We start from the raw sequence: 25,636 nt of genomic DNA, 5'->3' as shown, positions 1-25,636 counted from the left end.
CTCTCTTTCCTCTGATGTTAAATGTATATTTCACTTTGAAACTATCAATCTATTAGTTGCGCAATGGCTTTCCTTTAACAAGCATATGCTGCATGCGTTGCTGTGATTTCGGTTCTGCCACAAGGCTTAGGAACGCTTCTCTTTCTAGGTCAAGCAAATATTGCTCATCTACTTCGGTTCCGTATGGCACTTTTCCGCCAGAGATCACATACGCTAGTTTCTTGGCGATTTTCAAGTCGTGTTCAGAAATGTAACCTGACAGTTGCATTGTTTGAGCACCCAGCAGCAGTGTTGCATATCCCGGCTCGCCCGTTACAGGTACTTTCTTTCTCACTGGCGCCTTATAACCGCTTTCATATAAATTCAATGCAGCCTGTTTCGCATCATATAACAAGTGATCGCTGTTCACACTGATGCCATCTGCTTCATTCAGGAAGTTATTTTCACGGGCTTCCTCTCCTGAAGTGGAGACTTTAGCCATCGCGATTGTTTCGAAGACTTTATTGGCAACCTTTTGAAGATCAAAATCAACACCTTTTGGCAGTCCTTCAAGATGCTTGATGTAAAGCTCCTTGTTTCCGCCGCCGCCTGGAATCAGGCCTACACCTGCTTCTACGAGTCCCATATATGTTTCCATCGAAGCCTGGATATGGGCTGCCGGCAAGCACATTTCCGCTCCGCCGCCCAGAGTCATTCCAAATGGAGCAGCTACAATTGGCTTGGAGCTGTATTTGATTTTCATAGTCGTCTGCTGGAATTGGCGAACGACCATATCAAGATCCCAGATGTTGTCGTCCTGAGCTTCCATCAGGATCATTGCCAGGTTCGCACCAACTGAGAAGTTTTTGCCCTGGTTGCCGATTACAAGACCCTTATAGTTCTTTTCAACTTCATCAATCGCGAAGTTGATCATCTGAAGGATGTCAGGCCCGATTGAGTTGCTGTGTGAGTGGAATTCCAGCAATGCGATGCCATCGCCAAGGTCGATCAGGCTTGCTCCGCCATTCTTTTTGATGACTCCATTTTGCTTCTTCAAAAGCTTCAGGTTGATTGCCTTTGGATTTTCTTCTACTGCAACGTATTCACCATTGTGGTAATAGCTCAGTCTGCCATCTTCTTCTTTGTAGAATGAAGTGAAGCCTTGTTCGACCATTTCTTTTACCCATGCAGGGACAGTCTTGCCTTCAGCTTCCATTTTGCTGATGGCCTTTTCTACACCTAGTGCATCCCATGCTTCGAAAGGACCCATTTCCCAGCCGAAGCCCCACTTCATCGCTCGGTCAACCGCGACGATATCGTCAGCAATCGTGCCGAGAAGGTCAGCGGAGTAAACCAACACAGGGCTGAAAATATTCCATAACAGCTCACCAGCGCGGTCCTTCGCATAAACAAGCGCTTTCATTTTATTGGCAAGCCCTTTTTCCTGCTTGGCCATTTCAGTAGACGCTGTCTTTAATTTTTTGCGCGGTCCGTAATCCAGTGTCTGTGGATCAAGTTCGAGGATTTCCTTTCCTTGTTTCAGGAAGAATCCCTGCCCTGACTTGCTTCCAAGCCACCCGTTCTCAAGCATCTTCTTCATGAATCCAGGTACTTCAAAGACTTCCTTTTCTTCCCCTTCAACCTGGTCATACACGTTTTTCGCAACATGTGCAAAAGTATCTAGACCAACTACATCCAGTGTGCGGAATGTTGCGCTCTTAGGACGTCCAATCATTGGACCAGTCACTGAGTCGACTTCACCAACACTAAATCCGCCTTTTACCATTTCTCTTACTGTGACCAGCAATCCGTAGGTACCGATTCGGTTCGCGATGAAGTTAGGTGTATCCTTCGCTTCAACGACACCTTTCCCGAGCTGGTCTTCACCGAAATTCTTCACGAAGGAAAGAACTTCAGGATCCGTATCTTTAGTAGGAATCACTTCAAGCAGCTTCAAGTAGCGTGGCGGGTTGAAGAAGTGCGTGCCAAGGAAATGCTTCCTGAAATCTTCGGAACGTCCTTCAGCCATTGCCTCGACAGAGATTCCTGAGGTATTTGAGCTGATGATGCTTCCCTGCTTGCGGTATTTATCTACATCAGTAAAAACTTTCTTTTTAATATCAAGGTTTTCAACTACTACTTCGATTACCCAGTCTACATCCTTAAGTTTTTCCATATCATCTTCGAAGTTGCCCGCTTCAATTAGAGCAAGATTCTTTTTGGAGGCCAAAGGCGCTGGTTTTTGCTTCAATAACTTTTGCAGTGCTCCTGCACTTATCCGGTTGCGCACCTGCTTGTCTTCAAGTGTCAGGCCTTTCGCTTTTTCCTGTTCCGTTAATTCCCGAGGTACAATATCCAGCAGCAATGTCGGAATCCCGATGTTTGCCAGATGTGCGGCAATCCCTGATCCCATGACACCTGAACCAAGCACCGCTGCCTTTTGAATTTGTCGCATCAAATTTGTCTCCCCCTTTGACTCTTTTTGAATGAATACTCATTCATTTTTGCACCAAAAAAATATGCATATAAATGAGTTCTGTTAATTACTACTATAAAATATTTAAAAAATTTCCGCAATAATAAGGTGCGGAAAAAAGAAAATTTTTTGAATTTTTAATGCTTATGCTTATTTCCAAAGACTTGGGCATCCTAAACAAGCGATACTCTTATCATTAAAAAACACGGAGGTAATGATCATGGCAAGGATGAAAAAGAATCCATCAAAGGCTGGAGTCAGTGCAGCCAGCGTCAAAGGAGATGCGGGCCCGTCAATGGGACAGGGCGGCGAAAGAAAACAGAACAGCCAGAACAGCCAGTATAAAAAGTAAATAAAAACAGGCTGACACGGTCAGCCTGATGTTTATTTCTTCAACATTCCTTTTAAAACAAATGCCACGTTTGCCGGGCGTTCTGCAAGGCGGCGCATGAAATAGCCGTACCAGTCAGTACCGAATGGGACATAGACGCGCATCGTGTAACCTTCTGCCGCAAGCTGCAACTGCCTTTCCGGCATGATTCCAAAAAGCATCTGGAATTCGAACTGGCTTTTCGGGATATTGTTTTCTTTGGCGAATTCTTTTGTGAAGTTGATGATATTGTCATCATGTGAAGCAACTGCAGTGTAGTTGCCATTCAACAAATGCATTTTGATGATCTTCTTGAAGTTTTCATCGACATCTTTCTTCTCTGGGAAGGCCACTTCTGGTGACTCTTTATAAGCTCCTTTAACAAGACGGAGGTTCGGGGAATATTGATTCAAGTCCTCGATATCCTTTTCAGTCCTGTATAGATAAGCCTGGATGACCGTACCGATGTTATCGTACTCGGACTTCAGCTGTTTAAAAATATCAAGAGTCTTCTGGCAGCGCTCATAGTCCTCCATATCGATGGTCACAAAAACATTATTTTCTTTGGCAGTGTCCATGATCCTGCGCATATTATTCATAACTACTTTTTCAGAAATATCAAAGCCGAGCGAAGTCATCTTAACACTCAACTGGGCATTCAATTTTTCACGTCCAATCGCTATTATCATCTCAATTGAACTTTCGGCTCTCTCATTCGCTTCTCTTTCATTGTCGACGAATTCGCCAAGAAAATCAACGGTAGCCGCAAGGTTCTTACTATTTAGTTCCTTGATAACTTCCACTGACTGTTCAACCGTTTCGCCTGAAACAAAACGTTTTGCCCCTAAACGAAGACCGTATTTCTTGGCCATTTTCGTGAAAAATTTATTTTTCGATAAAAAAAGAAAAAAGTTCCTCATTAATTGTTCCATAGCTTTTCCTCCCCTTAATGAAAACGATTACAATGCCCTTTAAAAAAATTACTTCATCTATATCTATTTTGCAGAATCATTTTATCACTTTTTTAGAACTTTGAATATTACTTTCGTAGAAAAATGTTCTTTTTTGACGAATCTTGTTTTGTATACTTTATTTCGCCCCGGGAACGATAATATCCGATGGAATTATCAAAAATCAGGAGGTTCAAATATGCAGCAGCAAAACATGAATTTTCAGGGTCAGCAGCAAGGAATCATGCAGACGCCGCCGTCTGTCGTTTCAACTAAAGATTCTTTATATTTAACTGATATGCTCTCATGGAATTTACTTGCCATGAAAAAAGCACATTTCTTTGCCCAGCAGTGCCAGGACCAGGAGCTGAAGATGGAAATCGAAAAGTGCGGCCAAATGCATCAGAAACATTATCAAAAGATCCTGACACACCTTAATAGCCCACAAAACCAGGCCTATTCAGGAACTCCAGGTATGCAATAAACAAGGCTGCAAAATATCTGAATTTTACAGGAGGAAAAGCGGATGAATCAGAACCAGAACCAACAAAAAATCCAGAATCCAGAGACACAAGTCCAAAAAACACCGCAGATGAATGACCGTGATTTCATCAATGATATTTTAACGACTGAAAAATACATGACTCGAGGTTATGATACGGCGCTAAATGAATTAAGCCATGACCAGCTCTATCAGGATTTACTTGCCATCTATACAGAAACAGCCAATGCTCAGCGTAGTCTATATAATCTCATGTTCAAAAAAGGCTGGTATGGAGTGGAAGCGGCAGATGCGCAAAAACTGCAGCAGTCACACCAACAATTCCAGGGATACTCAAACCAATTCCCATACGGCGGCCAACAGCTTCAATAAATTACGTCTTAGCTTGATGATTCGGCATTCTTGAACCGGGCAAATACGCCCGGTTCTTTTCGTAGATTCCTTGCGGGCATGATGATACTCTCACAGTACATCGGCTGCTTTCCCTTTCTTAGTCTTTTCACTATCGGTCGGGCACTTAAACTTCGGTTTCTTTCCTTCTCCACCTTTCACCTCGTTTAATTTCCCTTTCATCCCTTTTCACCATCGTTGGAGTGCTGAAAGCCCCATTGCGTTGCCCTTCTTGGATTTTGGGACTGAAAATAGATTTATTAATATCGCCACAAATTTCAACCTATTATGCACAAAAAAACCACCTCGCACGTGAGATGGTCTTTCTTTATTTCTGGCGGTTCTTCTCATTCATTTCTTTGACTTGTGCGATTACGTTCTTGATTTGATCCTTGGCATCCGGATACTCTGTATTCCAGTGCTTTGCTAGAGGAGGCATCGACTTGGCGATATGGCTGTACAATATCCATGTTTTTACCTTCTCGACATTCTCAGCGGAACCTTCTCCAACCACCAGCTCTGTGTATTTTTCCAGCAATCCATCGATTTGTTCTGTAATATTTTTATCCATTTTCACACTCCCTCATTTAATCCGCATGTTCTGGGACAGGTTTTGCAGTAACTGCCTTTTTCCTTGAGCATATAGCTGAAACAGCAGGTTTTTCGTAGCCTGATATAAGAATCTGTCTCTTCCAGATAGACTGGTTCACTGTAAAATCTCGCAATTGGATTGTTATGATGGCGTCCAAATAGCTTGCCGGGGGCCGACTTGACCAGAAAAGAAAAGTCTTCTGCTGCTCTCGCCTTCACATCATGATCCTCGGTTTGGCTTAAGATCTTTTCATAAAGCCAGAAAATATAGACAGCAACATTTTCCCATAAGATCAATTTTGAGATTTTCGCAGATTTCGAGATGGCATCCATAACCGGAAACAGATTATCCACAAACAAATGCCTGACCGCTTCCATCCTCCACTCTTCTCGCTTCCCAGCAGCTGGACACACGTCGGTGCTTTTGTTTTTCAGATAAAACTCCGGCAGCCAAAGTCCATCCTTAATGGCATCTGCCAGAATGATATTCCCAGGTGAAACGTTCAGCTTTTTGTTAAAAACGCTCATTGAATATAAGTAGAGGACTGCGAGAAAAGCGTGCCTTTTCATAAAAACAGATGCTGCCGTCTTCATATCAGGAGCCTTTAGCCCTTTATTGAACCTTTTCAAGTAAACGCCCATCGTGGCTTCATCCAAAAAAGGCCTGAAATCGATTTGCACATCCTTTTCAGGTTCAGCAACAACAAAACGATAGTTCGCGAGAATTGCTATTTCATTTTGGGTTAGTTCAGCCATCATGTTGTTGCTCCCACTTTATCTTTAAGGATACATCGTCCTTTTCCATGAGGAATGCATAATGGTGTACCGAACAGCGGATCGATCGTCACTTCACAATCCATTCCAAATACATGCTTCACAAGGCCACAGTTAATGACAATTTCCGGCTTTCCCTGGTCAAAGATTTTCTGGTCCTTTATCGCCACGATGTTATGAGCATATCTGCAGGCAAGGTTCAAATCATGCAAAACCATGACAATCGTTCTGCCTTCATTTTCATTCAATTCATACAGCAAATCAAGAATCTCAATTTGATGTGTCATGTCCAGATAGGTTGTCGGTTCATCAAGAAGTATAATCTCTGTGTCTTGGGCCAAGGTCATCGCAATCCATGCTCGCTGTCGCTGTCCCCCCGACAATGAATCGACTGTACGATCCTTGAGATGATCGATGCCTGTCGCCTTCAGCGCATTTTCAACATTCTTTTCATCCTCTTCCGACCATTGCTTCAGCCATGTCTGATAAGGATATCTGCCCTGTTTCACAAGCTGCAGGACCGTCAACCCTTCTGGCGCTGAAGGAGATTGGGGAAGGATGGCCATCTTGCGGGCAACTTCCTTTGTTGACAGCTTTGCAATAGACTCGCCTTCAAGCAGGATTGATCCTTCTCTGGGTTTAAGCAGCCTTGCGATCGAGCGGAGCAAGGTCGACTTTCCGCAGCCATTTCCTCCGATAAAAACAGTAATCTCGCCTTTAGGTATTTGTATGTCTAGTTCATTTATGATAATCGAATCTCCATAGGAGAGCGTCAGTTTATCTGTTTCGATTGCCTGGGTCATGTCCATTCCCCTTTCTGTCAACTTAAGAATTTCGTGTCTTGAATAGCAGGTAAATAAAATATGGCGCTCCAATCCCTGCAGTAAAAACGCCCGCCGGGACTTCTAATGGTGAAAACATTGTGCGCCCAATCAAATCAGCAAGCATGACAAGGATCCCGCCAATCAAAGCTGAAACTGGCAAAAGAGCACCGAATGCTGACCCGACAAGCCTTCTGGCCATATGCGGGGCCATCAAGCCAACGAAACCAATTCCTCCCGCAAAAGCAACTGAGCTGGCAACTAGTGCCGTGCTGACTAGCAAAAGCGTAAAGCGTTGGCGCTGGACATGCCCCCCAACACCTGTGGCTATATCTTCCCCAAGTTCTTGCACATTCACATTCCTGGCAAAGATGAAGGCAATCAAGAGCATAATGAGTGTCCAGGGTACGAGCACCGCTACATTTCCCCATGTCGAGCCATAGACCGTACCCGTGATCCAGATATTCGCCTGACTAGCCCGGTAAATTGGACCCATGATCATCATCAGTGTAGTCAAAGCCTGCATCATTGCGGAAATCCCGATGCCAATCAATACAAGGCGCACAGGCGAAACTCCATTTTTCCAGGAAAGAAAATAAACCAGGAATGCTACGATTGCGGCACCTGCGAATGCGGCAACCGGCATCCATTCTATACTTACTGTCAAAGCATTATTATCATCACTGAAAATAGCTAAAAATCCAACAACTGCCACCGATGCACCACCGGTGATTCCCAAAATATCTGGTGAAGCAAGCGGATTCCGAATCATCCCCTGCAGAAGTCCCCCGGCAACAGCCAAACTTATTCCAACCATCAAAGCAACGATAATTCTTGGAAGACGGAACGATTGCACGACCAATCTCTCCATATCGCTTCCCCCGCCAAAAAATACAGCAAGCACACTAATTGGGCTTATATCCATATCGCCCAGGCCCGTACTGATAACAAAGACGGCAAATGCCGTAACCAGCAGGCCGAGAAAAATTGCGGCGGCTTTTTTATCAATCAAAAAAGAGATTTTATCCTTAAAAAATCTTAAGCTTTTGTACTGGCTCATTTTCCGTTGAACCCCTTTCTCGCAATATAAATGAAAAATGGAGTTCCGATCATCGCCGTCATGACACCAACAGGGATTTCCTGCGGCATCAACACGTATCGGGCAGCGATATCCGCCGCCAATAACAGCATCCCTCCAAAAATCGCCGAGAAAGGAATGACCCAGCGGTGGTCTATGCCAACGACTGCCCTCGTCAAGTGCGGGATCACAATCCCGATAAAACCAATTGGACCAGCGACAGCGACAGCCCCACCCGATAAAAGAACGATAATGACACCAGTACCAAGCTTGACAAAGCCTGTATTCAAACCAAGCCCCTTCGCTACGTCCTCACCCATTGATAGTACGTTCATTTTCGAGGAAATAATAATGGCTGCTATCCAGCCAATTGCTAGATATGGCAGGACACCGATGAGTGTTTCCAGCTTACGTCCCTGTACAGACCCTGCAAGCCAGTATAGGACCTGTTCGAGAGCAGCCTCATCCAATACGAGCAAGCCCTGGGTGAACGATGAAAACATCGCGGTCATCGCCGCGCCGGCAAGCGTTAATTTCATTGGGGTCAATCCTTCACGGCCTGCCGAGCCAATGACATAGACACTGACTGCCGCCAGAGCAGCACCTAAAAAGGAAATCCATGCGAACGCCTGGAGGCTGCCGACAGAAAAAATCGTCACCGCTACTACCACAGCGAAACCAGCCCCCGCATTTACGCCAAAAATACCAGGTGATGCGAGTGGGTTTTTCGTCAATGTCTGCATCAGGACACCTGCGATTGCCAGGCTTGCACCAACTGCAGCTGCAATCAATGCCCTTGGAAGGCGAACTGATTGAATAATAATATGTTCATTTGAACCGTCATAATCCGTGAAAGCATCATACGCGGTTACCCATGTTGTATCTGTATATCCGTAAACAATACTTGCGCATATTAAAAATAAAACAAACAAAATCGCGATCATTAGACCAATCCATCTTTGGCCGTTGGTTTTCAGCAGCATGATTCATTTACCTTTCTATGTTAAGAAGTTGCTTATATTGTTTATTTAACTTTACGTGATAAGAAGAATATTTTCACCAGTTCACCTGACATGTTCACAAAATCGTCAATGATGATGAAAATCATTATCAATTAGTATTGACAATGTCTTCACTTGCATTTTATCATAAGGATGCAGTAATTGAAAATGATTATCAATCACATTCTAGGAGGAAATACATATGAAAGCTTCAAAACTCTTACTGACTCTTATTACCATCCTCACAGTCCTGTTTTTAGCTGCATGCGGCACTGGTGCAGATCAGGAAAAAGACACAGCAGAGAAACCGAAGGAAAAAGATGAAAGCTATACTGTTGAACATGCTATGGGTACTGCCACTTTGGAAAAGACTCCTGAAAAAGTCGTGATCCTGACAAATGAAGGTACGGAAGCACTTCTTGCGCTTGGAGTAACTCCTGTTGGGGCAGTCCAGTCCTGGACGGGTGACCCATGGTATGACCATATCGCCGATGAAATGAAGGATGTCCAGGTTGTCGGTGTCGAAAGCCAGGTTAACGTAGAAGCAATCGCGGCATTGCAGCCAGACTTAATCATTGGCAATAAAATGCGCCAGGAAGATATTTATGAACAGCTTAAAGCTATCGCACCTACTGTGTTTGCCGAGGATCTCCGCGGAAACTGGAAAAACAACTTTGAACTTTATGCAAAAGCTGTAAACAAAGAAGAAAAAGGCAAGGAAGTACTTGCCGCTTATGATCAGCGTATCGAAGACTTAAAAGAAAAGCTTGGAGATAAAGTAAATATGGAAGTATCCATGGTCCGTTTCATGGCCGGTGACGTACGTATTTATCACAAAGATTCATTCTCCGGCGTCATCCTTGAACAGATTGGCCTGGCTCGTCCAGAAAGCCAGGATCAAGATGACTTTGCCGAAAAAGGCGTAACCAAGGAAAGAATTCCGGCAATGGACGGAGATATCCTCTTCTACTTCACATATGATGAAGGTGACGGCAAAGCGACTGAAGTTGAAAAGGAATGGATCGAGGACCCACTATTCCAAAACCTTGAGGTAGCGAAAAAAGGTGAAGTCTACAAAGTAGATGACGCAATCTGGAATACAGCAGGCGGCGTAAAGGCTGCTAATCTGATGCTGGATGATCTTGAAAAACATCTGTTGAAATAGGCTCTTTTCTCAAACTTTGTTGCTTTTGATTACAAAATAGCATTGAATGACATATTTTCTTTGCAAACTTGACTCTCTATTATGAGAAAAGAGCTTGCAAACTTAATACAGAAAAGCAAAATGGATTCATATCCGTTAACAATCGTTACGAAAGCAGCCTTTTAATAAAATCCCCCCAAGATTTTATTAAACTAATCCTTCCCAATATATATAAGCAGAAAACCCGCAAAAAATTGCGGGTTTTTCTTTTTGGCTATATTAATGACAAGTTTACGGAAAGAGTTTTCATAATCCTCCCATTTTCGGAAATGATAAGCGTAAATCCAGATTGGCGGAGATTGCTATGAAACAGTTATTCAAGAATAAACTGATGAAAGAGATTGAAAAAGAAGCTGCAAGACAGGATACAGAGGGCCAAAAGCCTGATCAATATCTGAATGATCATGAATGGGAAAACCTGCTCTTAAGATCCCATGATTTTAAGAAAACATTTTATGTAAATCAACGGACTGGAAAGAAATTCTGCTTCTCTTTCATGTCAACACTTGTGGATGAAAGCATTCTTCAGAACAATGCCCTACCCTATTTATTAGAAGGGGATTTCAGGGAGATCGAAGATGTTAAAAAGCTGATTCCTATTGCCGATGTACAGGTTTCAGAACACAACGCGGAAATTGAAAGAAAAATGTTTAATGGATACGTTCTCCTGACGCTCGAGGGTGAAGAGAAGTTCTTTGCCTTTATTGCCGCCCAAAAGGAAGTTGTCCGAACAGTCGCACAGCCTGAAGTAGAGTTCAGCGTCATCGGGCCAAAAGAATCTTTTGTGGAGTCAATTGACCAGAATCTCAATATGATTCGCAAAAGGGTCCCTGTGAAAGAGCTTGTCATCGAAAATTACACTGTAGGTTCGCTTTCCCAATCAGCCGTGGCAATCCTGTATATTGATGGGATTACAAATAAAGATAACGTCAATACTGTTGTACAGCGGGTCAAAGAGATTGAGTTTGATGAAATCACTGACAGCTCTTATATTGTCCAGCTGATTTCAGACAACCAGAATTCTCCCTTCCCGCAGTTGCTCGATACGGAAAGACCGGACCGCATTGCGGCAATACTTGCTGAAGGAAAAGTCGCCATACTTGTAGATGGCTCGCCGCACGCTTTGATTGGGCCAACGACCTTAGTAGAATTTTTCGGATCATTCGAAGACTATTTCCTAAATTATTTACTGTCTTCTTTTTTCCGGCTAATCCGTTTATTCGCCGTTGCATTCTCGATCCTGATCACGCCGATTTATGTAGCTGCCCTGTCCTATCACTACGAATTGATACCCAAGGACCTGCTAAGTACGTTAATTACGTCAAGAAGAGAGATTCCGCTCCCTCCTATTTTGGAAGCCTTGTTCCTTGAACTGACGATTGAGCTCCTGCGTGAGGCCGGAGCCCGCCTCCCTACCAAAGTCGGTCAGACAATCGGTATCGTGGGCGGAATAGTTATCGGGACAGCTTCGGTTGAGGCTGGACTGACCAGTAACGTACTGCTTATCATTGTAGCTTTGGCGGCCCTTGCATCGTTTACTACACCTGTATACCGTATGGGCAATACAATCCGTTTGCTCCGCTTTCCATTTTTATTTTTTGCCGAGCTATGGGGCTTGCTAGGGATTGTCATTTCATTTTCATACTTATTGACACATTTACTTAGGCTTACTTCATTGGGAAGGCCATTTTTGGAACCTTTGTACCCACCTAGGGCAACAGACTTCAAGGATGCGATCATTCGGCTGCCATTCACCAGCCAGTATTTACGACCGCAGTACTTAAGGACAGAAAATCCGGTGCGATTCAGCAAACAAAAGGCTAAGGAAAAGAAGGACATTGATGAATAAACATTGGAGGTCTTGAAATATGCAGCAGCCAGTACCTGAAAGATTGCAAGTATCGCCGTTTCTCGTCCTTTATTTAATCATGTCCATGCAAATCGGAATCGGGGTCCTGGGCTACCAGCGAATCATTGCCAAGGCTGCTGGCTATGATGCCTGGATTTCGGTGCTTGGGGCGGGATTAAGTATACATATCATCATCTGGATGATTTATAAAATATGTGCTGTCACCAATGGGGACATTGTTTCTGCTAACGCTTATGTTTTCGGTAAAATAATCGGCAACATGATCAGTTCTTTTTTTGTCATTTACCTGGTGATTTTTGCTTTAGCAGTTTTGCGGACATTCATAGAAGTGATTCAGGTATGGATTTTTCCGGAAATGAGTATTTTCTGGTTCAGCGCAGTTTTTTTACTTTTATCGATATACATTGTTTATGGGGGGTTCCGGACTGTGACAGGAATTGCGTTTTTCGGTCTTGTCCTCCCAAGCTATTTACTTCTGACTTTTGGTTTTGCATTAAAATTTGCAGAATTCAGGAACCTGATGCCTGTGCTTGACCACTCGGCAAAAGAGTTGCTATCCAGCGCCTATAACATGTCACTCACTTACATTGGTTTTGAAATCCCAATCTTTTTCTACCCATTTATCAAGGACGCCCCAAAGTCCCAGAAATGGGCACATTTAGGCGTCCTATTAACGACAATCATCTATACCATCCTGGCAATCATTACTTTCTCCTATTTTTCCGAAGACCAGCTTGCCGGGTCAATTTGGGCTACTCTTGAAATGTGGAAAATTGTCAGTATGCCTTTTGTGGAAAGATTTGAATACATCGGCATCGCGAACTGGAACCTGATTGTATTGCCTAACATCTGCATCTCCCTCTGGGGATCAAGCATGATTTTAAAAAGAGCCTTTAAGCTTAAGCAAAGAAAAGGAGTTATCATTATAGCCCTCCTTTGTTTAGTTGCAATCACTTTTTTTGATGACCGGGCAAAAATAAATTTTCTCAACGACTGGACAGGGAAGATCGGCTTTATGGTTACGTTTATTTATATACCTTTCTTGTTTATAGCCACCATGATTACCAAGAAGGTGAAAAAAAATGAAAATAAATAAATTCCTTCCATTAATCGCCGCCTGTTTTTTGCTGGCTGGCTGCGTCGAGAAAGAAATCATTGATGATGTTAACATCGAAACTGGCATCGGCTATGACCTCAAAGAAAAGGAAGAGTTTGAAGGGACAATCATGGTGCCTATCTTCAAACCTGACAAGAATATTGGCAATTTCACCTATTCCGCAACAGCAACCAGCAGCAGGGATTTACTGCAGGAAATCCAGCGAAAATCCGCACAGCCTATTGTTACTGGATCACTTGAAATCGCTGTCTTTGGCGAGGAGATGGCCAAGAATGGAATCATCGAAGTAATCGACTCATTTGAAAGGGACCCAAGTATCGGAGCAAGGGTATTTCTTGCCGTTGGCCAAGAGAACGCAAAGGATATTCTAACAGGGACATACGGAAACCGAGGGAATGGCATTCATTTATCAGATTTAATCCGGCATAATATGGAAAATAAAAACTTACCAGAAACCAATCTGCATTTGTTCCTTTTTGATTTTTATCAAAAGGGGAATACCCCTTACCTGCCTATTTTAAAAAAAGTTGAGCCCGAAGTCATTGAAATCGTCGGTATCGCGCTTTTTTCAGGAGATAAAATGGTCGATACTGTACCGCCAGATAAAATGTTCTTTTTTAAGCTATTGACAGATAAGTTCAGTAAGGGAAGCTTTAAAGTTAATATAGATAGCAAGCATGCTGCTATCAAGGACCTGAAGTCAAAGCATAAGATAAAGCTCGTTAAGCGAGACCCTTACAAGATTTTGATTGAAATTGAAATTGAAGGTGTCATCAGAGAGTACACCGGAGAAATGTTGAAGCCAGCGACCATAAAAAAAATCGAGAAAAACGTCGAGAAACAGGTTAACGAAGAAGCTTCAAAATTAATCGCCAGCTTCCAGGAGCAAGGTATTGACCCACTTGGCTTAGGGCATTTTGTCAAAAGCAAAACAAGAGGCTTCGATTATAATAAATGGAAAGATGACTATAAGAATTTAATTGTACAGGTCAAATCAGATGCTGTTATCACAGAAGTAGGGGTCGTTGAATAAAAGAGCAGGAATCCGCTGATTCCTGCTCTTTTTCATGAAGTTGTTGAGAACATATATTTTTTATAATGGTACCGTATTGAGAAAATCAAGCTTACCGCAAGCATATTTCCCATCAGCGAGCTTCCGCCATAGCTGATGAACGGCAGCGGAATACCCGTGATTGGCAGCAGTCCGATCGTCATACCGATATTCTGGAAGACGTGGAAGGTAATCATGCTGATGACACCTACACAAATATAGGTGTAAAAATCGTTTTTCGTTTCCATGCCGATTTTTGTGATTTGATAGATCAGCAGGAAAAATAAGCTTACGATGATACTTGCTCCGACAAAGCCGAATTCCTCGCCAATGATACTAAAAATAAAGTCAGTGTGACTTTCAGGCAGATATACTTCCCTTGTACCGTAGCCCTTCCCCACTGTTTCACCTGAGCCGATTGCCAGCAGTGACCTCGTAAGCTGGAAACCGGTAGTGCTCTGGTAGTTATAAGGATCAAGCCAGGAATAGATCCGGCCGAATTGGTATTCTTTCACACCAAGATATTTCTCAAGGATTTCAGGCCTCCAGATCACAAAATAAAAAATGATGGAGATCAGGGTGAGGCCTGTCCCAAAAATAGGCACAAGCAGCTTCCAGGTGATGCCGGAAATGAAAATCATTCCAAGCATGATCGCAATATAAACAAGCGAAGTACCAAGGTCAGGCTGCTGCATGACGAGTAGGAGCGGCACCATCGTTACAATACCGATTTTAAGCAAAAGCCAGAAGTCTGTTTGAATCGTTTTCAAGCGGTATTTCTGATGGTGTTCAACAATGACCCTTGCCAGCGCCAGGATGATGAAGACCTTCACTAATTCCGATGGCTGGAGTGTCCCCATTGCCGGTACCCTGTACCAGCTTTTCGCACCATTGATGACAGGAGCGATGGTTGACGGCGCTACGATAAGCCCTGCCAGCAGGACCAATCCAAAGCCATACGCGTACCAGCTCAACTTTTGCAGCTGGTCCGAGTCAAGGGTGATGACCGCGGTAATGATGCCAGCACCGATGGTGTACCAGATGATTTGCTTAATCAAAAAGTTTTCAGAGCCATACTGCCCCGTCGTCTGTGCACTGTAAATCGCAACACAGCTTGAAAGAAATAATAAGATCAATATCGTAACCAGCCCGTAGTCGAGCCGGGAATTCGTTTTTGGATTCGAAGTCATTTTTATTCCCCTTTTAAATGAAGGCAGTTTCCAACTGAGAACTAAGGAAGTTTTTTATAAGGCTTAGAATCGAACCTTAAATGAAGAACTGTTCAATACTTCATTATATTTTTTTCGACAATAAATCACAACTTCTGACTATGAAATGGTTATTATTACATATCTAAATATTTTAATTCAGGCAATTGGGCGCAGGTAAATGGATCAGGCTTCCTTTTTGATTGTTGGGCTAAATTATTTGCTTTACCCTTCTAGTGGTAGTTGGTAAGCAATAGAATGACTTATCTCTGTTCGTCACTATTGGCCTGATGACGGACAGTTTTTTTCTTTTACCGAGGATTTGTGACCGTCAGGGTGTCCGCTGTAAATATTCGTGCATACTGATGGGACATGTTTCATAGCTTTGTAAGGGACAAAGTCTTTGAAAAAGTGGGGATTCTATATGCTATCAAAAATTGAAGCTTTCCTTCTTGGGATTATCCAGGGGCTGACTGAGTTTTTGCCGATCAGCAGTACTGGACACCTTTATCTGGGCAGAAATTTGTTCGGTCTTGAGGAGGCCGGGCTGCTGCTCGACACAATGCTTCACCTAGGTACGCTGCTGGCGGTTTTTGTGTTTTATAGATATGAATTCATCAAGATTTTGAAAAATCCGTTTGGAAAGTTGACCTTCCTCCTTGTTGTCGGTACGCTGCCGGCTGTTGTTGTCGGATTGCTGTTTGAGGATTATTTTGATGAGATATCCAAGACGGGTATGACGATTGGCTGGGAGTTCCTGATTACCGGGACATTAATGTGGTTCGCCGACTCGATCAAAAATGGCCGCAAAAAGATGGATGATATCAGCTATACTGATGCGCTGGTGATTGGCAGCTTCCAGGCGGCGGCCATTTTTCCGGCGATTTCCCGTTCGGGTTTGACGATTGTCGCAGCGCTTTGGCGTAAGCTAGACCGTGAGACTGCGGCATACTTCTCCTTCCTGCTGTCGACACCAGCCATTCTTGGAGCAATCGTCCTGCAAGGAAAAGACCTTTTCAGCGGCGGAAGTGAGACAATTTCGATTCAGGCATTGTTAATCGGCATCATTTCAGCTGCGATTTTCGGTTATATCGCTGTAAAATGGATGATCGGCTATTTGAAAAATCATTCTTTGAAGCCTTTTGCTATTTATGTGTGGTTAATGGGGCTTGTTGTCTTGTATTTTCAGTTCACCGGGCAGTTTTAAATCTGGTTAATGGAGAAAATCTCATTTTATTGGCGATGTTTACAAATTATAATGATGAAAAGCTGTTTTTATGGCGGTAGTTCACAGCTTTATAAGTTTAATTTGCGATGCTTTACAACTTTATTGGCGATAATTTCATTTTATTGGCGGAGTTCACAATTTTATTGGCGGAGTTCACAATTTTATTGGCGATATTTTCATTTTTTTGGCGATTTTCACAATTTTATTGGCGATAATCCAGATTTATTGGCAAACTGGAAATTTCGCGCGTTTTTTTCCAATTGTCCATCAGTATAAAAAATGCACACCATTCACAAAAATGGTGTGCATTTTCTATTTTATCAGCAGCCGCCGTCTCCGCCCATCAGGACCAGACCTTCACGATACTCGTCATATTCAAGTGCCATACCTTGAGTATAGTCGACGATATTGGATTCGATTGCGACTTGGATTTCATTGATTACTGTTACATGATCATCTTCTTCCGGCTCCTCCAGAGCCAGGCCAATCTGCGGGCCTCCTCAGCCAAAGCCGCCGAAGTAGACGCGGATACCTGCTGCGTTGCGCTCACCGAGGATTTCTTTTAAGATGTCGCGTGCTTTATCTGAAATCTGCATTCTCCCTTTTCCTTTCTACATCAATTCTGTCTAACGCTTAGTTTACCATGGTATCTATAAGAAATACACAATACTGCCCTGAGTATTTTGTGAAGGTTGTATTTGGAAAAAACGGACTATTTTTGGTAATCATTTACCTTAATTGTGAACATTTTTCGATAACATCATGATAAAACCAAACAAAACTTAACAAAACTTAACAAAAAACTATACCTTTCCAACTAATATTTTATTATATTTAGATTAGTAAGAAAAGGAGGGAATACATTTGCAAATCTATACTCCTGATGAAATTGCTTCGATGCTGAAAATTTCTAAGCATACCGTCTATGAATTGATTAAGCGTGGTGACCTGTCTGCCTTTAAAGTGGGCAATAAAATGCGAATAGAAGAAAGTGAGTTTGAAAGATATAAAGCCAGTATGTCCGCAACTTCAGCGAGAACTAAAGAATCAAAGGACCTGCATACCCTGCAGCTGGCGGGCAGCCATGATTTCCTTGTTGAGCAGCTTGTTAAGTACATAGCTTCAGAGAGTACTGGTCTTTCCATTACTCCCTCTTACATCGGCAGTCTTGAAGGGTTGATGATGCTTTATCGTGGGAGTGCTGACATAGCTGCTGTTCATTTGCTGGATCCGGCATCACAGCAATACAACCTTCCTTTCATCCGTCAATTGTTCGTCCACGAGCCAATTACAGTGATGAGGCTTGCTTCCCGGGAACAGGGCTTGATTGTCGCAAAAGGAAACCCAAAGAACATCAGCGGAGTCAAAGACCTGGCAAGGAATGATGTCAAAATTATCAATCGGCAAAAAGGAGCTGGAACCCGCTTCCTGCTTGATTCCTTCCTTGCAAACGAAAAAATTGAGCCATCAGCTGTAAAAGGATATGAAAATGAGGAATGGACTCACCTGGGCGCTGCGGCACATATAAGCAGAGGTACAGCCGATGCCGCTTTTGGGATCAAATGCGCAGCTAGCCAGCTTGGATTGGATTTCATCCCAGCCACCAGGGAACAGTTCGACATCGTGTTCCGCTGGACTCCCGAAAATAAAGGGGCACTAAAGCATTTAATCGACCTGATCCAGCTCACCAATTTCAAAGAAAGCATCGCAGAACTGGATGGCTATAATGCAGAGGATTTCGGAAAAATCATTTATGGTAACTCGGAGGCATAAAACAATGAAACTGAAAAAATTTTTTTCTATCTTATTTGTACTTATGTTAGCACTTGTTTCTGGTTGTTCGGATTCATCGCCAAAGGAAACTTCTGCAAAAGAGAAAAAAACGGATCTGATTCTTGCGACCACTACCAGCACTCAGGACAGCGGGCTGCTTGATGTCCTGGGTCCGGAATTTGAGGAGAAGCACAATTATAACCTTAAAATCATTGCTGTTGGCACTGGCCAGGCACTTGAAATGGGAACGCGCGGCGAAGCGGATGTCCTGCTTGTCCACGCTCCAGCTGCAGAAGAGGAACTTGTTAATAGCGGCGATGCCATCAACCGCCAGAAGGTCATGTACAATGATTTCATCCTGGTCGGCCCTGCTGAAGACCCGGCTAAAATGAAAGGTTTATCTGTTCCTGAGGCATTGACGAAGATCATCGAATCAAAAGCTTCATTTGTATCTCGTGGTGATGATTCAGGTACACATAAAAAGGAGCTTCAGCTTTGGAAGGACTCATCACTTGACCAGAAAAGCCTTGGTGAATCATACATCGAAACCGGACAAGGCATGGGTGCGACACTCCAGATTGCTTCAGAGAAAAGAGGCTACACTTTAACAGACCGCGCGACATTCCTGGCTCAGAAGAAAAACATGCCTGACACTGAAATTTTAGTAGAAGGCGACGAGAGCCTGCTGAATATTTATCATGTCATGCAGGTCAATAATGAAAGGCATGAAAAAGTGAATGCTGAAGGCGCTAAGGCATTCGTAGAATTTATGGTTTCCGAAGAAACAAAGAAGATCATCAAGGACTTTGGTGTGGAAGAATACGGCCAGCCTCTATTCTTCCTGTTTGAATGATAATGTATAATTTCACTATGCAGAAAATTTAGAAGGAAAGCCTGATTGCCCATGGAACTTTTACTAGAAGGTTTAAAAAAAGCAATAGAGATGATCTTGTCAGGTGACCCCGAGATCCTGGAGATCACCTTGCTGACATTGAGGGTGTCGATTACGGCCGTGCTGATCAGCACATTCATTGGCATTCCAGCAGGGATGTTTCTGGGTCTTGCCCGTTTTCCAGGGAGGCGGTTCATCCTTGCCATCATCAATATCGGCATGGGCCTCCCTCCTGTCGTCGCTGGCCTGTGGATTACCCTTTTCCTGTGGCGGTCAGGTCCGCTTGGCGAGTTGTCCTGGCTTTATACGCCAACAGCGATTATCCTTGCGCAGATTTTGGTTTCATTGCCAATTGTGACAGCATTGACAAGCACAGCATTCCAGCAAATCAACCCTAAATTGATCCTTCAGATTAAAGCACTCGGAGCAACTAAGCTCCAGATGTACTGGATTTTAATGCAGGAAGTCAAGCTTGCCATCCTTGCGGCGATTATTGCCGGGTTTGGCCGGGTCATTGCCGAGGTTGGCGCGGCCATGATGGTCGGCGGCAATATCAGCGGCGAGACGCGAATCCTTACGACCTCTATTGTCATGGAAGTATCCAAAGGAAACTTCGACATTGCCCTGGCACTTTCATTCATCCTGATGACGCTGGCATTCATCATTACATTCAGCTTGACTTATTTACAGCAAAGGAAGCGAAGCCTATGATCCCACTGATTACTGTTAAAGAATTAGAAGTGACAGCAGGTAAAAAGAAATTGCTTTCCATCCCCCATTTTGAGATTCAAGAGGGGGAAGTCCTTGGGGTCATGGGTCCGAATGGCGCAGGAAAAAGTACGTTCATCAAAGCATTATCGTTGCTAGAAAGACCTGCCCAGGGTTCAATTTTTTTAAAGGGACAGGATATTACTGTTGACCTTACGCTGGAGATACGGAGAAAGTTCGCTGTCGCGATGCAGCAGCCGCTGCTTCTTGATACGACCGTTTTCCAGAACATCGCGATTGGACTGAAACTAAGGAATCTTCCCCGCCAGGATGTGAAAAATAAGGTCGCCTACTGGCTTGATAAATTCCAGATCAGCCATCTTGCCAAAAAGCAAGCAGCACATCTGTCAGGCGGTGAGGCCCAGCGTGTCAACCTGGCACGAGCAATGGTGCTGGAGCCAGAAGTACTGTTCCTCGACGAACCCTTCTCTGCCCTTGACTTCCCTACCAAGGTGCAGCTATTAAAGGACATTAAGTCGATCATTGCCCTGACGAAAACGACGACCGTGTTTGTCAGCCACGACCTTATGGAGCTGAAATACCTGGCCGGAACGCTGGCGATACTGATGGATGGCGAGCTGAAGCAAACCGGTCCCACAGAAGAAGTGTTGTCATCCCCAAACACATCCACTGCCACCTTTATAAATGACTGGAAAAGCCTTATCAATTAGCTCGTCCACCAGCATGGCTGCAGAAAGCCGTGCTCTTTTTTTTCCTAAAAAGAGGAAATTCACAATAACTGTCTAATTATGTTTTATAAAACCTTCAAAGGAGTCTGCTAACATGGAAATGAATACGGAATTTACAACCCATAAACAAATGGCGGTTGATTTGTTCAACCTTACCTGGGATTTGATTGAGAAACAGGATCGGACGGAAACAGAAGATGATACGATGCTTTATGCGGCGATGGCCTCACGCTACCACTGGGGAATAGTAGGCACACCCCTGAATTTTGCCCGCGGCGAATGGCAGATTTCAAGAGTCTATGCGATACTTGGAAGAAGCGAGGCTGCTCGCCAGCATGCCAAGAAATCATTAACACTTTGCACAGAGCACCATCTTGGTGATTTTGACCTTGGGTTCGCCTATGAAGCACTGGCGCGTGCCTATCATGTTGCTGACAATTCTGCCGAACAGGAAAAATATCTTTCATTGGCGCTGCAAACGGCTGAAAAAGTTGAACATGAAGATAATAAAAACTGGCTTTTGAAAAATCTTGAATCAGTCAGAACTGGGGCAATTCCAGTCTGATTTTGAAAAAAAAAGAAACTGACCTTAAAAATCCTTACATAAAGGAGTGTCTGAAATGAAATACGCAATCATCACGGGGGCATCGAGGGGACTCGGGGCATCTGCCGCACAGCGAATGCTGTCCGAAGGTATCCATGTGATTTCCGTGTCTCGTAATGAAAACAATCTTTTGAAGCAGGCTGCAGAAAAAGCCAGGGTCGGCTATACCCATCACAGCTGCGACCTAAGCTCCGAGGTCCAGGTCCAAAGCGTATTCGCAGCAATTGCAGCGGATGTTTTTAAAAATGCAGAAGCCGTTTATGTCATCAATAATGCAGGAGTCATCGAACCGATTGATGTGGCCGGGGAGCTTGACGCTTCATTAGTCCAGACCAATGTCCAGGTCAATCTGACGGCACCGATCCTGATCAGTAATATATTTTTACAAAAAGCAAAAGAGACCGGCACCAGAGTCATCATTGCGAATGTAACCTCTGGCGCTGGTGAGCGCCCAATTCAGGGCTGGAGCATTTATTGCAGCACGAAAGCGGCAGTCAATATGTTCACGATGACCGCCGGACTTGAGCTTGAGAACAATGGAAGCAACAGTAAGGTCATCGCCTTTAGCCCTGGTCTGATGGATACTGATATGCAGGTGACAATCCGTTCTTCCTCCGAAGATGCATTCGCAGATGTGGATACCTTCAAGAATTACAAAGAAAGCGGCAGTCTTCGCAGCCCTGATAATGTTGCTGAAGCACTTGTAAAACTTGCATTGGCTGATAACCTTGAAAATGGGAAGATTTATAAGGTGAATGATTTGTTATGATTTCAAAAGACGAAGGAGCACTACTTCTTCGTCTTTTTGCATTATATTTGTTTCCTTCGTCTGGTAGATTTGGGCTTTTCCATTGGTTTCGATGAAGAAGGGAATATTCTTTTCAATTTATCCACCAATTTATGATTCTGCTCTGTTTTTGGATATTTTTTTAGTATGATGGGTTTAAGATTGATCATGGGAGTGTCATAAATGGATCGAATATCTTTTAAAATCGGGGCTGTTTTTTTCATAACAATTTTGCTGGTCGAAGGTATCTTATTCTACTACCTTCACTCTTCTATCATCCATTCAAGGATCGATGAGGAGCTGGCTTCCCTGCAAACGCGAGGCAATAACCATCGTGATATTCTGGAAAATTCCTATTCCCAGGAAACAATCCACCATATCACCACCATGGAATCGAAAACGGACACCCATGTTATTATCACTGATCAAACAGGCGTGATCGTTTCCTCTTCCGTTCCAGCTGATGACTCCATACAAAACATCATCACAGAAGCCCCATCGGATGCTCCCCAGACTGGCTTGATATTAGAAGATGACTGGCAGGATAAGCAATATATTGCGTCAGTCAGCCCCCTGGAGAACAACGGTGCTGTTTATATGTTCAAAAACACCCAGCGGGTCCAAAGCCTGATTGCCAAGCTGAACAAGCATTTCTGGCTTGCTGGAATCCTGCTGTTGACCTCAATGGCTGTGATTACCCTTTTCTTATCCAGATTCATTACTAAGCCAGTCATCAAGATGAATGAAGCGACTTCAAAAATCCGCCAGGGCGACTATTCCGTCACTCTGCCCCACCGTGGTAACGATGAATTGGGCGAGCTTGCAGAATCGATTCAGGTGCTTGCCGACGACCTTAGCCACATGAAGAGGCAGCGGAATGAGTTCCTTGCGAGCATTTCTCATGAATTGCGGACGCCACTCACCTATATAAAAGGGTATGCAGACATCGCAGGTAAAGAAGGAATAACATCTGAGGACAGAAGCCAGTACTTGCAAATTATCCATGAAGAGGCAACTAAGCTTTCTGGTCTGGTCAAAGGATTATTTGACCTCGCAAAAATGGACGAAAACACTTTTACCATTCAAAAAGAACGTTTGGAGCTTTGTGCCTTCATACGCGGAATTCATTCCAGGTTGGCACCATCGTTTATCGAAAAAAATATGACGCTTAATTTTGCCTGTCACAGGGAATTCTATATCGAGGCTGACCCGGTCCGTTTTGAACAAATCATCATTAATCTGCTGGATAATGCCAGAAAATATTCTGAAGAAGGGTCTACGACAACAATCCAGGTTTTCAAAAAGAGCGGCCGAGTTCATATCACAGTGAAGGATGAAGGAAAAGGCATCCCTGAAGAAGACCAGGCGTGGGTTTTTGACCGCTTTTACCGGGTCGACAAGTCACGGTCAAAAGCTTTAGGAGGTTCAGGACTCGGACTTGCGATTGTAAAAGAGCTTGTAGAAGCGCATGGCGGAAAAATCTCGCTCAGAAGCGAGTTGGGCAAAGGTACAACTTTCGAAATCACTATTTGAATGGTTTTAAAATCCTGAAACATGGAATACATAACTAGAGGGGTGATGTCATTGAAACGAGTTAATTCGTTGGTGGAAATTGTTGAAGCTGTGAAGAAAGAAAGCAATGGCAATAAAGTCTTGCTCAATCAGCACGAAACCTCACGCTCCGCTGTCACTTTGGGTGACGAAGACACAGAATCCGGCACAAGGCTCCACGTGAAAGCTGTGCTGAATGATTCCCTTTACTACTCAGAGGTATTTACGGACGACACGCTGTATGAGGAAGCAAACGAGCTGATTCAAGAGTTGAAAGGTCTCGCCGAGGTTGCATTAGTTGACGAGGAAGAAATTGACCAACTAATTGAAAAGTGATTCTAAGAGGCAGCTTTTGTAAGCTGTCTTTTGTATTGATTTGAAAAAAATTCATTTATTTTGTTTGCGAATAAGAGTGCGGTTTTGCGAATAAAAGTATAATCCTTGCAAATAAATTTTGTTTTTCAAGATTTCAACGCCCAGATAAAATCCTCTCCGTGTATTGCCAGCCTTATACCGGGAAAACTAGTTTTGTACTCACTATAAGGAGGGCTTGTAATGACGAAAAAGTTCAATAAGGGCAGCAAAAACCAAAATTCTCCCAAGCTCGGAAACCAGATGGCCGAGTTTTCTGGTGAATTGACGAGCGGGGACAACAGCAAGGGGAACAAACACAACAAAGACCAGAGCGATAAAACAGACCAACATCATTAGGAATGCTTTTGAGAATAAAAGAGCTAGAAAAAGCCGGCAAACGATTGCCGGCTTTTAGTCCATATCAGTCAGGATGGCTGTCTGGTTATTCAGGTTTGCAGGATCTACTCCGTTGCTTTTGTTTTCATCGTAAAAAGCATCCTGGAGCTTCATGTTCGCTTCCGCTGTTTCCATTTGTTCTTGTTCAGAATCTGGATTTACAGGCTTCGCTTTTGAATCGATATTGACAAACTTATCCTTATCCATGTTGTATCCCTCCTGATGTTAGTATCAGCGTTATGCTTTACTTTTACCCGGATTATAGCTGATACGAACTTGAAAAATAAGGAATCATCTCCGAACTGAAGCTGCCATCCGGACATACGTATGCCTTTTGCCACGAACGACGATTGAGTAGGCTATGATGTTTTCCGGAGAAGCAATGCCCGCTGCCCCGGCGTCCCCGATATGGTAAAGGTCAGCACCAGCCATCTTGCTATTTAGCGCGATTTGTTTAATCGTCTGCTCATCTGCCCCCTCCTGGCTTGTTCCTGTCGTCAGGATGGCGAGAGCTCCTTTTTGATGGACAAGTTCAACAAGCTTCGCAGTCTTTCCAACCGTAAAACCTGGGACAGTGCCCGGTGACGGTATCAGGATGATGTCTGCTCCCGCCTCGACAAAGGCATGCAAGGTTTCTTCCGTCATCATCGAGCTGCCCGTCTCACCGGCCACTCCTGCGCCATGCATTTTTCCGGCAATGATCATTCCTTCTGGTCCGAATGCTGCACGAGCCTTTTCAATTGCTTTTGTAATCTCAGCGTTCGTCACACCTGTTTTTGGGTTGCCTGTCAAGCAGACGAAATCGAAGCCAAGCTCCTTCGCTCTTTTAAGGGAAGCATCAGTAGCAATCCTACCTTCAGGCAGCTGCTGTAACGCCTCAAGCTTGTCCGCCTCGAAGTCAACAGGCTCAAGATTTAAGCCTACAGGACGGCCAACTAACTTCTTTAATTGGCGGACCACTTCCGACGGTTCTGCATCTGGCAAGCTCTCTATGGAAGGGTTCATCACATCAAAGAAGTTCAGCAGGATAAGGTCCGCACCGAATGCCGCTGCCAGTTCCGCATTCGTCACGGCAGGATAAAGCGGCGAAAATGCTCCAATTACCTCAGATAAAATCGTCCGTCCTTCCGAAGCGATGATCGCCTTCTTCAAATCCTGGCCCGTCATTTGTTCAAAATCAGATGCTGTGCAGTCAAGCAGACGCTTCATTAT

General features: G+C 43.8%; 27 protein-coding genes. 17 read left to right on the top strand and 10 right to left on the bottom strand.

Annotated elements, in window-relative coordinates; translation table 11 throughout:
- Positions 1 to 52: 52 nt before the first annotated feature.
- Positions 53 to 2,434, bottom strand: a complete 2,382-nt coding sequence (locus tag DYI25_RS16075; RefSeq protein ID WP_425374525.1) for a 3-hydroxyacyl-CoA dehydrogenase NAD-binding domain-containing protein — start codon at positions 2,432 to 2,434, stop codon at positions 53 to 55.
- Between the two features lie 241 nt (positions 2,435 to 2,675).
- Between DYI25_RS16075 and DYI25_RS16070 the strand changes: the two genes are divergently transcribed.
- Positions 2,676 to 2,807, top strand: coding sequence for a YuzL family protein (locus tag DYI25_RS16070; RefSeq protein WP_213370695.1), 132 nt, complete (start codon positions 2,676 to 2,678; stop codon positions 2,805 to 2,807).
- Between the two features lie 32 nt (positions 2,808 to 2,839).
- Here DYI25_RS16070 and DYI25_RS16065 read toward each other — a convergent pair whose 3' ends face one another.
- Positions 2,840 to 3,757, bottom strand: a complete 918-nt coding sequence (locus tag DYI25_RS16065; protein ID WP_213370692.1) for a proline dehydrogenase family protein — start codon at positions 3,755 to 3,757, stop codon at positions 2,840 to 2,842.
- Between the two features lie 217 nt (positions 3,758 to 3,974).
- Between DYI25_RS16065 and DYI25_RS16060 the strand changes: the two genes are divergently transcribed.
- Both DYI25_RS16060 and DYI25_RS16055 read left to right on the top strand, forming a co-directional pair.
- Positions 3,975 to 4,259 (top strand): hypothetical protein, encoded by a 285-nt coding sequence (locus DYI25_RS16060; protein WP_213370690.1) that lies wholly within the window; start codon positions 3,975 to 3,977, stop codon positions 4,257 to 4,259.
- Positions 4,260 to 4,301: 42 nt separating this feature from the next.
- Positions 4,302 to 4,649 carry a spore coat protein gene (locus tag DYI25_RS16055; RefSeq protein WP_213370688.1) on the top strand — a complete coding sequence of 116 codons (348 nt, stop codon included), beginning with the start codon at positions 4,302 to 4,304 and terminating at the stop codon, positions 4,647 to 4,649.
- Positions 4,650 to 4,995: 346 nt separating this feature from the next.
- Here the strand turns inward: DYI25_RS16055 and DYI25_RS16050 are convergent, their stop codons facing one another.
- The 5 genes from DYI25_RS16050 to DYI25_RS16030 are packed head-to-tail and all read right to left on the bottom strand — an operon-like array spanning position 4,996 to position 8,914.
- Entirely contained in the window at positions 4,996 to 5,238 is a 243-nt protein-coding gene (locus DYI25_RS16050; protein ID WP_213370686.1) for a YusU family protein, read from the bottom strand.
- Positions 5,239 to 5,240: 2 nt separating this feature from the next.
- Entirely contained in the window at positions 5,241 to 6,017 is a 777-nt protein-coding gene (locus tag DYI25_RS16045; protein WP_213371262.1) for an IucA/IucC family C-terminal-domain containing protein, read from the bottom strand.
- On the bottom strand, positions 6,014 to 6,835 hold the full coding sequence (locus DYI25_RS16040) for an ABC transporter ATP-binding protein (RefSeq protein WP_213370684.1): 822 nt from the start codon (positions 6,833 to 6,835) through the stop codon (positions 6,014 to 6,016). Before DYI25_RS16040 ends, DYI25_RS16045 begins: the two co-directional genes overlap by 4 nt.
- A gap of 22 nt (positions 6,836 to 6,857) precedes the next feature.
- Positions 6,858 to 7,913 (bottom strand): FecCD family ABC transporter permease, encoded by a 1,056-nt coding sequence (locus tag DYI25_RS16035; RefSeq protein WP_213370682.1) that lies wholly within the window; start codon positions 7,911 to 7,913, stop codon positions 6,858 to 6,860.
- On the bottom strand, positions 7,910 to 8,914 hold the full coding sequence (locus DYI25_RS16030) for a FecCD family ABC transporter permease (RefSeq protein ID WP_213370680.1): 1,005 nt from the start codon (positions 8,912 to 8,914) through the stop codon (positions 7,910 to 7,912). The genes DYI25_RS16035 and DYI25_RS16030 overlap by 4 nt, the downstream gene beginning before the upstream one ends.
- A gap of 220 nt (positions 8,915 to 9,134) precedes the next feature.
- Here DYI25_RS16030 and DYI25_RS16025 point away from each other — a divergent pair, with 220 nt between their 5' ends.
- From DYI25_RS16025 to DYI25_RS16010, 4 genes are all read left to right on the top strand, one after another.
- Positions 9,135 to 10,097 carry an ABC transporter substrate-binding protein gene (locus DYI25_RS16025; RefSeq protein WP_213370678.1) on the top strand — a complete coding sequence of 321 codons (963 nt, stop codon included), beginning with the start codon at positions 9,135 to 9,137 and terminating at the stop codon, positions 10,095 to 10,097.
- 343 nt (positions 10,098 to 10,440) lie between these two features.
- Positions 10,441 to 11,985 (top strand): spore germination protein, encoded by a 1,545-nt coding sequence (locus DYI25_RS16020; RefSeq protein ID WP_249745477.1) that lies wholly within the window; start codon positions 10,441 to 10,443, stop codon positions 11,983 to 11,985.
- A 19-nt stretch (positions 11,986 to 12,004) separates the two neighbouring features.
- Entirely contained in the window at positions 12,005 to 13,102 is a 1,098-nt protein-coding gene (locus tag DYI25_RS16015; RefSeq protein WP_213370676.1) for a GerAB/ArcD/ProY family transporter, read from the top strand.
- Positions 13,089 to 14,156: a Ger(x)C family spore germination protein gene (locus DYI25_RS16010; protein WP_213370674.1), complete on the top strand. Its 1,068-nt coding sequence runs from the start codon at positions 13,089 to 13,091 to the stop codon at positions 14,154 to 14,156. Before DYI25_RS16015 ends, DYI25_RS16010 begins: the two co-directional genes overlap by 14 nt.
- 32 nt (positions 14,157 to 14,188) lie before the next feature.
- Here the strand turns inward: DYI25_RS16010 and DYI25_RS16005 are convergent, their stop codons facing one another.
- On the bottom strand, positions 14,189 to 15,364 hold the full coding sequence (locus tag DYI25_RS16005; RefSeq protein WP_213370672.1) for an FtsW/RodA/SpoVE family cell cycle protein: 1,176 nt from the start codon (positions 15,362 to 15,364) through the stop codon (positions 14,189 to 14,191).
- A gap of 442 nt (positions 15,365 to 15,806) precedes the next feature.
- Here DYI25_RS16005 and DYI25_RS16000 point away from each other — a divergent pair, with 442 nt between their 5' ends.
- The 10 genes from DYI25_RS16000 to DYI25_RS15955 all read left to right on the top strand — a co-directional run bounded on the left by DYI25_RS16000 (position 15,807) and on the right by DYI25_RS15955 (position 24,385).
- The gene (locus DYI25_RS16000) at positions 15,807 to 16,589 is read left to right on the top strand and encodes an undecaprenyl-diphosphate phosphatase (protein WP_213370670.1); all 783 of its coding nucleotides are present in this window, start codon (positions 15,807 to 15,809) and stop codon (positions 16,587 to 16,589) included.
- An 885-nt stretch (positions 16,590 to 17,474) separates the two neighbouring features.
- A complete protein-coding gene (locus tag DYI25_RS15995; RefSeq protein ID WP_249745476.1) occupies positions 17,475 to 18,383 on the top strand; it encodes a substrate-binding domain-containing protein in 909 nt (302 codons plus the stop codon).
- A 4-nt stretch (positions 18,384 to 18,387) separates the two neighbouring features.
- Positions 18,388 to 19,236: a substrate-binding domain-containing protein gene (locus DYI25_RS15990; RefSeq protein ID WP_213370668.1), complete on the top strand. Its 849-nt coding sequence runs from the start codon at positions 18,388 to 18,390 to the stop codon at positions 19,234 to 19,236.
- A gap of 51 nt (positions 19,237 to 19,287) precedes the next feature.
- Positions 19,288 to 19,986 carry an ABC transporter permease gene (locus DYI25_RS15985; RefSeq protein WP_213371256.1) on the top strand — a complete coding sequence of 233 codons (699 nt, stop codon included), beginning with the start codon at positions 19,288 to 19,290 and terminating at the stop codon, positions 19,984 to 19,986.
- The gene (locus DYI25_RS15980) at positions 19,983 to 20,714 is read left to right on the top strand and encodes an ABC transporter ATP-binding protein (protein WP_213370666.1); all 732 of its coding nucleotides are present in this window, start codon (positions 19,983 to 19,985) and stop codon (positions 20,712 to 20,714) included. The genes DYI25_RS15985 and DYI25_RS15980 overlap by 4 nt, the downstream gene beginning before the upstream one ends.
- Positions 20,715 to 20,826: 112 nt before the next feature.
- Complete coding sequence (locus DYI25_RS15975) at positions 20,827 to 21,297, top strand: hypothetical protein (RefSeq protein ID WP_213370664.1); 471 nt, start codon at positions 20,827 to 20,829, stop codon at positions 21,295 to 21,297.
- A 55-nt stretch (positions 21,298 to 21,352) separates the two neighbouring features.
- A complete protein-coding gene (locus DYI25_RS15970; RefSeq protein WP_213370662.1) occupies positions 21,353 to 22,105 on the top strand; it encodes a (S)-benzoin forming benzil reductase in 753 nt (250 codons plus the stop codon).
- A 201-nt stretch (positions 22,106 to 22,306) separates the two neighbouring features.
- Entirely contained in the window at positions 22,307 to 23,656 is a 1,350-nt protein-coding gene (locus DYI25_RS15965; protein ID WP_213370660.1) for a sensor histidine kinase, read from the top strand.
- 51 nt (positions 23,657 to 23,707) lie between these two features.
- Complete coding sequence (locus DYI25_RS15960) at positions 23,708 to 24,010, top strand: hypothetical protein (protein ID WP_213370658.1); 303 nt, start codon at positions 23,708 to 23,710, stop codon at positions 24,008 to 24,010.
- Between the two features lie 219 nt (positions 24,011 to 24,229).
- Positions 24,230 to 24,385 (top strand): hypothetical protein, encoded by a 156-nt coding sequence (locus DYI25_RS15955; RefSeq protein ID WP_213370656.1) that lies wholly within the window; start codon positions 24,230 to 24,232, stop codon positions 24,383 to 24,385.
- 54 nt (positions 24,386 to 24,439) lie between these two features.
- Here DYI25_RS15955 and DYI25_RS15950 read toward each other — a convergent pair whose 3' ends face one another.
- A complete protein-coding gene (locus tag DYI25_RS15950) occupies positions 24,440 to 24,631 on the bottom strand; it encodes a hypothetical protein (RefSeq protein ID WP_213370654.1) in 192 nt (63 codons plus the stop codon).
- 84 nt (positions 24,632 to 24,715) lie between these two features.
- Positions 24,716 to 25,633, bottom strand: a complete 918-nt coding sequence (locus DYI25_RS15945) for a haloacid dehalogenase-like hydrolase (RefSeq protein ID WP_213370652.1) — start codon at positions 25,631 to 25,633, stop codon at positions 24,716 to 24,718.
- Between the last annotated feature and the right edge of the window lie 3 nt (positions 25,634 to 25,636).

Source organism: Mesobacillus boroniphilus, from assembly GCF_018424685.1.
Taxonomy (GTDB): domain Bacteria; phylum Bacillota; class Bacilli; order Bacillales; family Cytobacillaceae; genus Mesobacillus; species Mesobacillus boroniphilus_A.
This window is presented reverse-complemented; position numbering and strand designations above follow the sequence as displayed.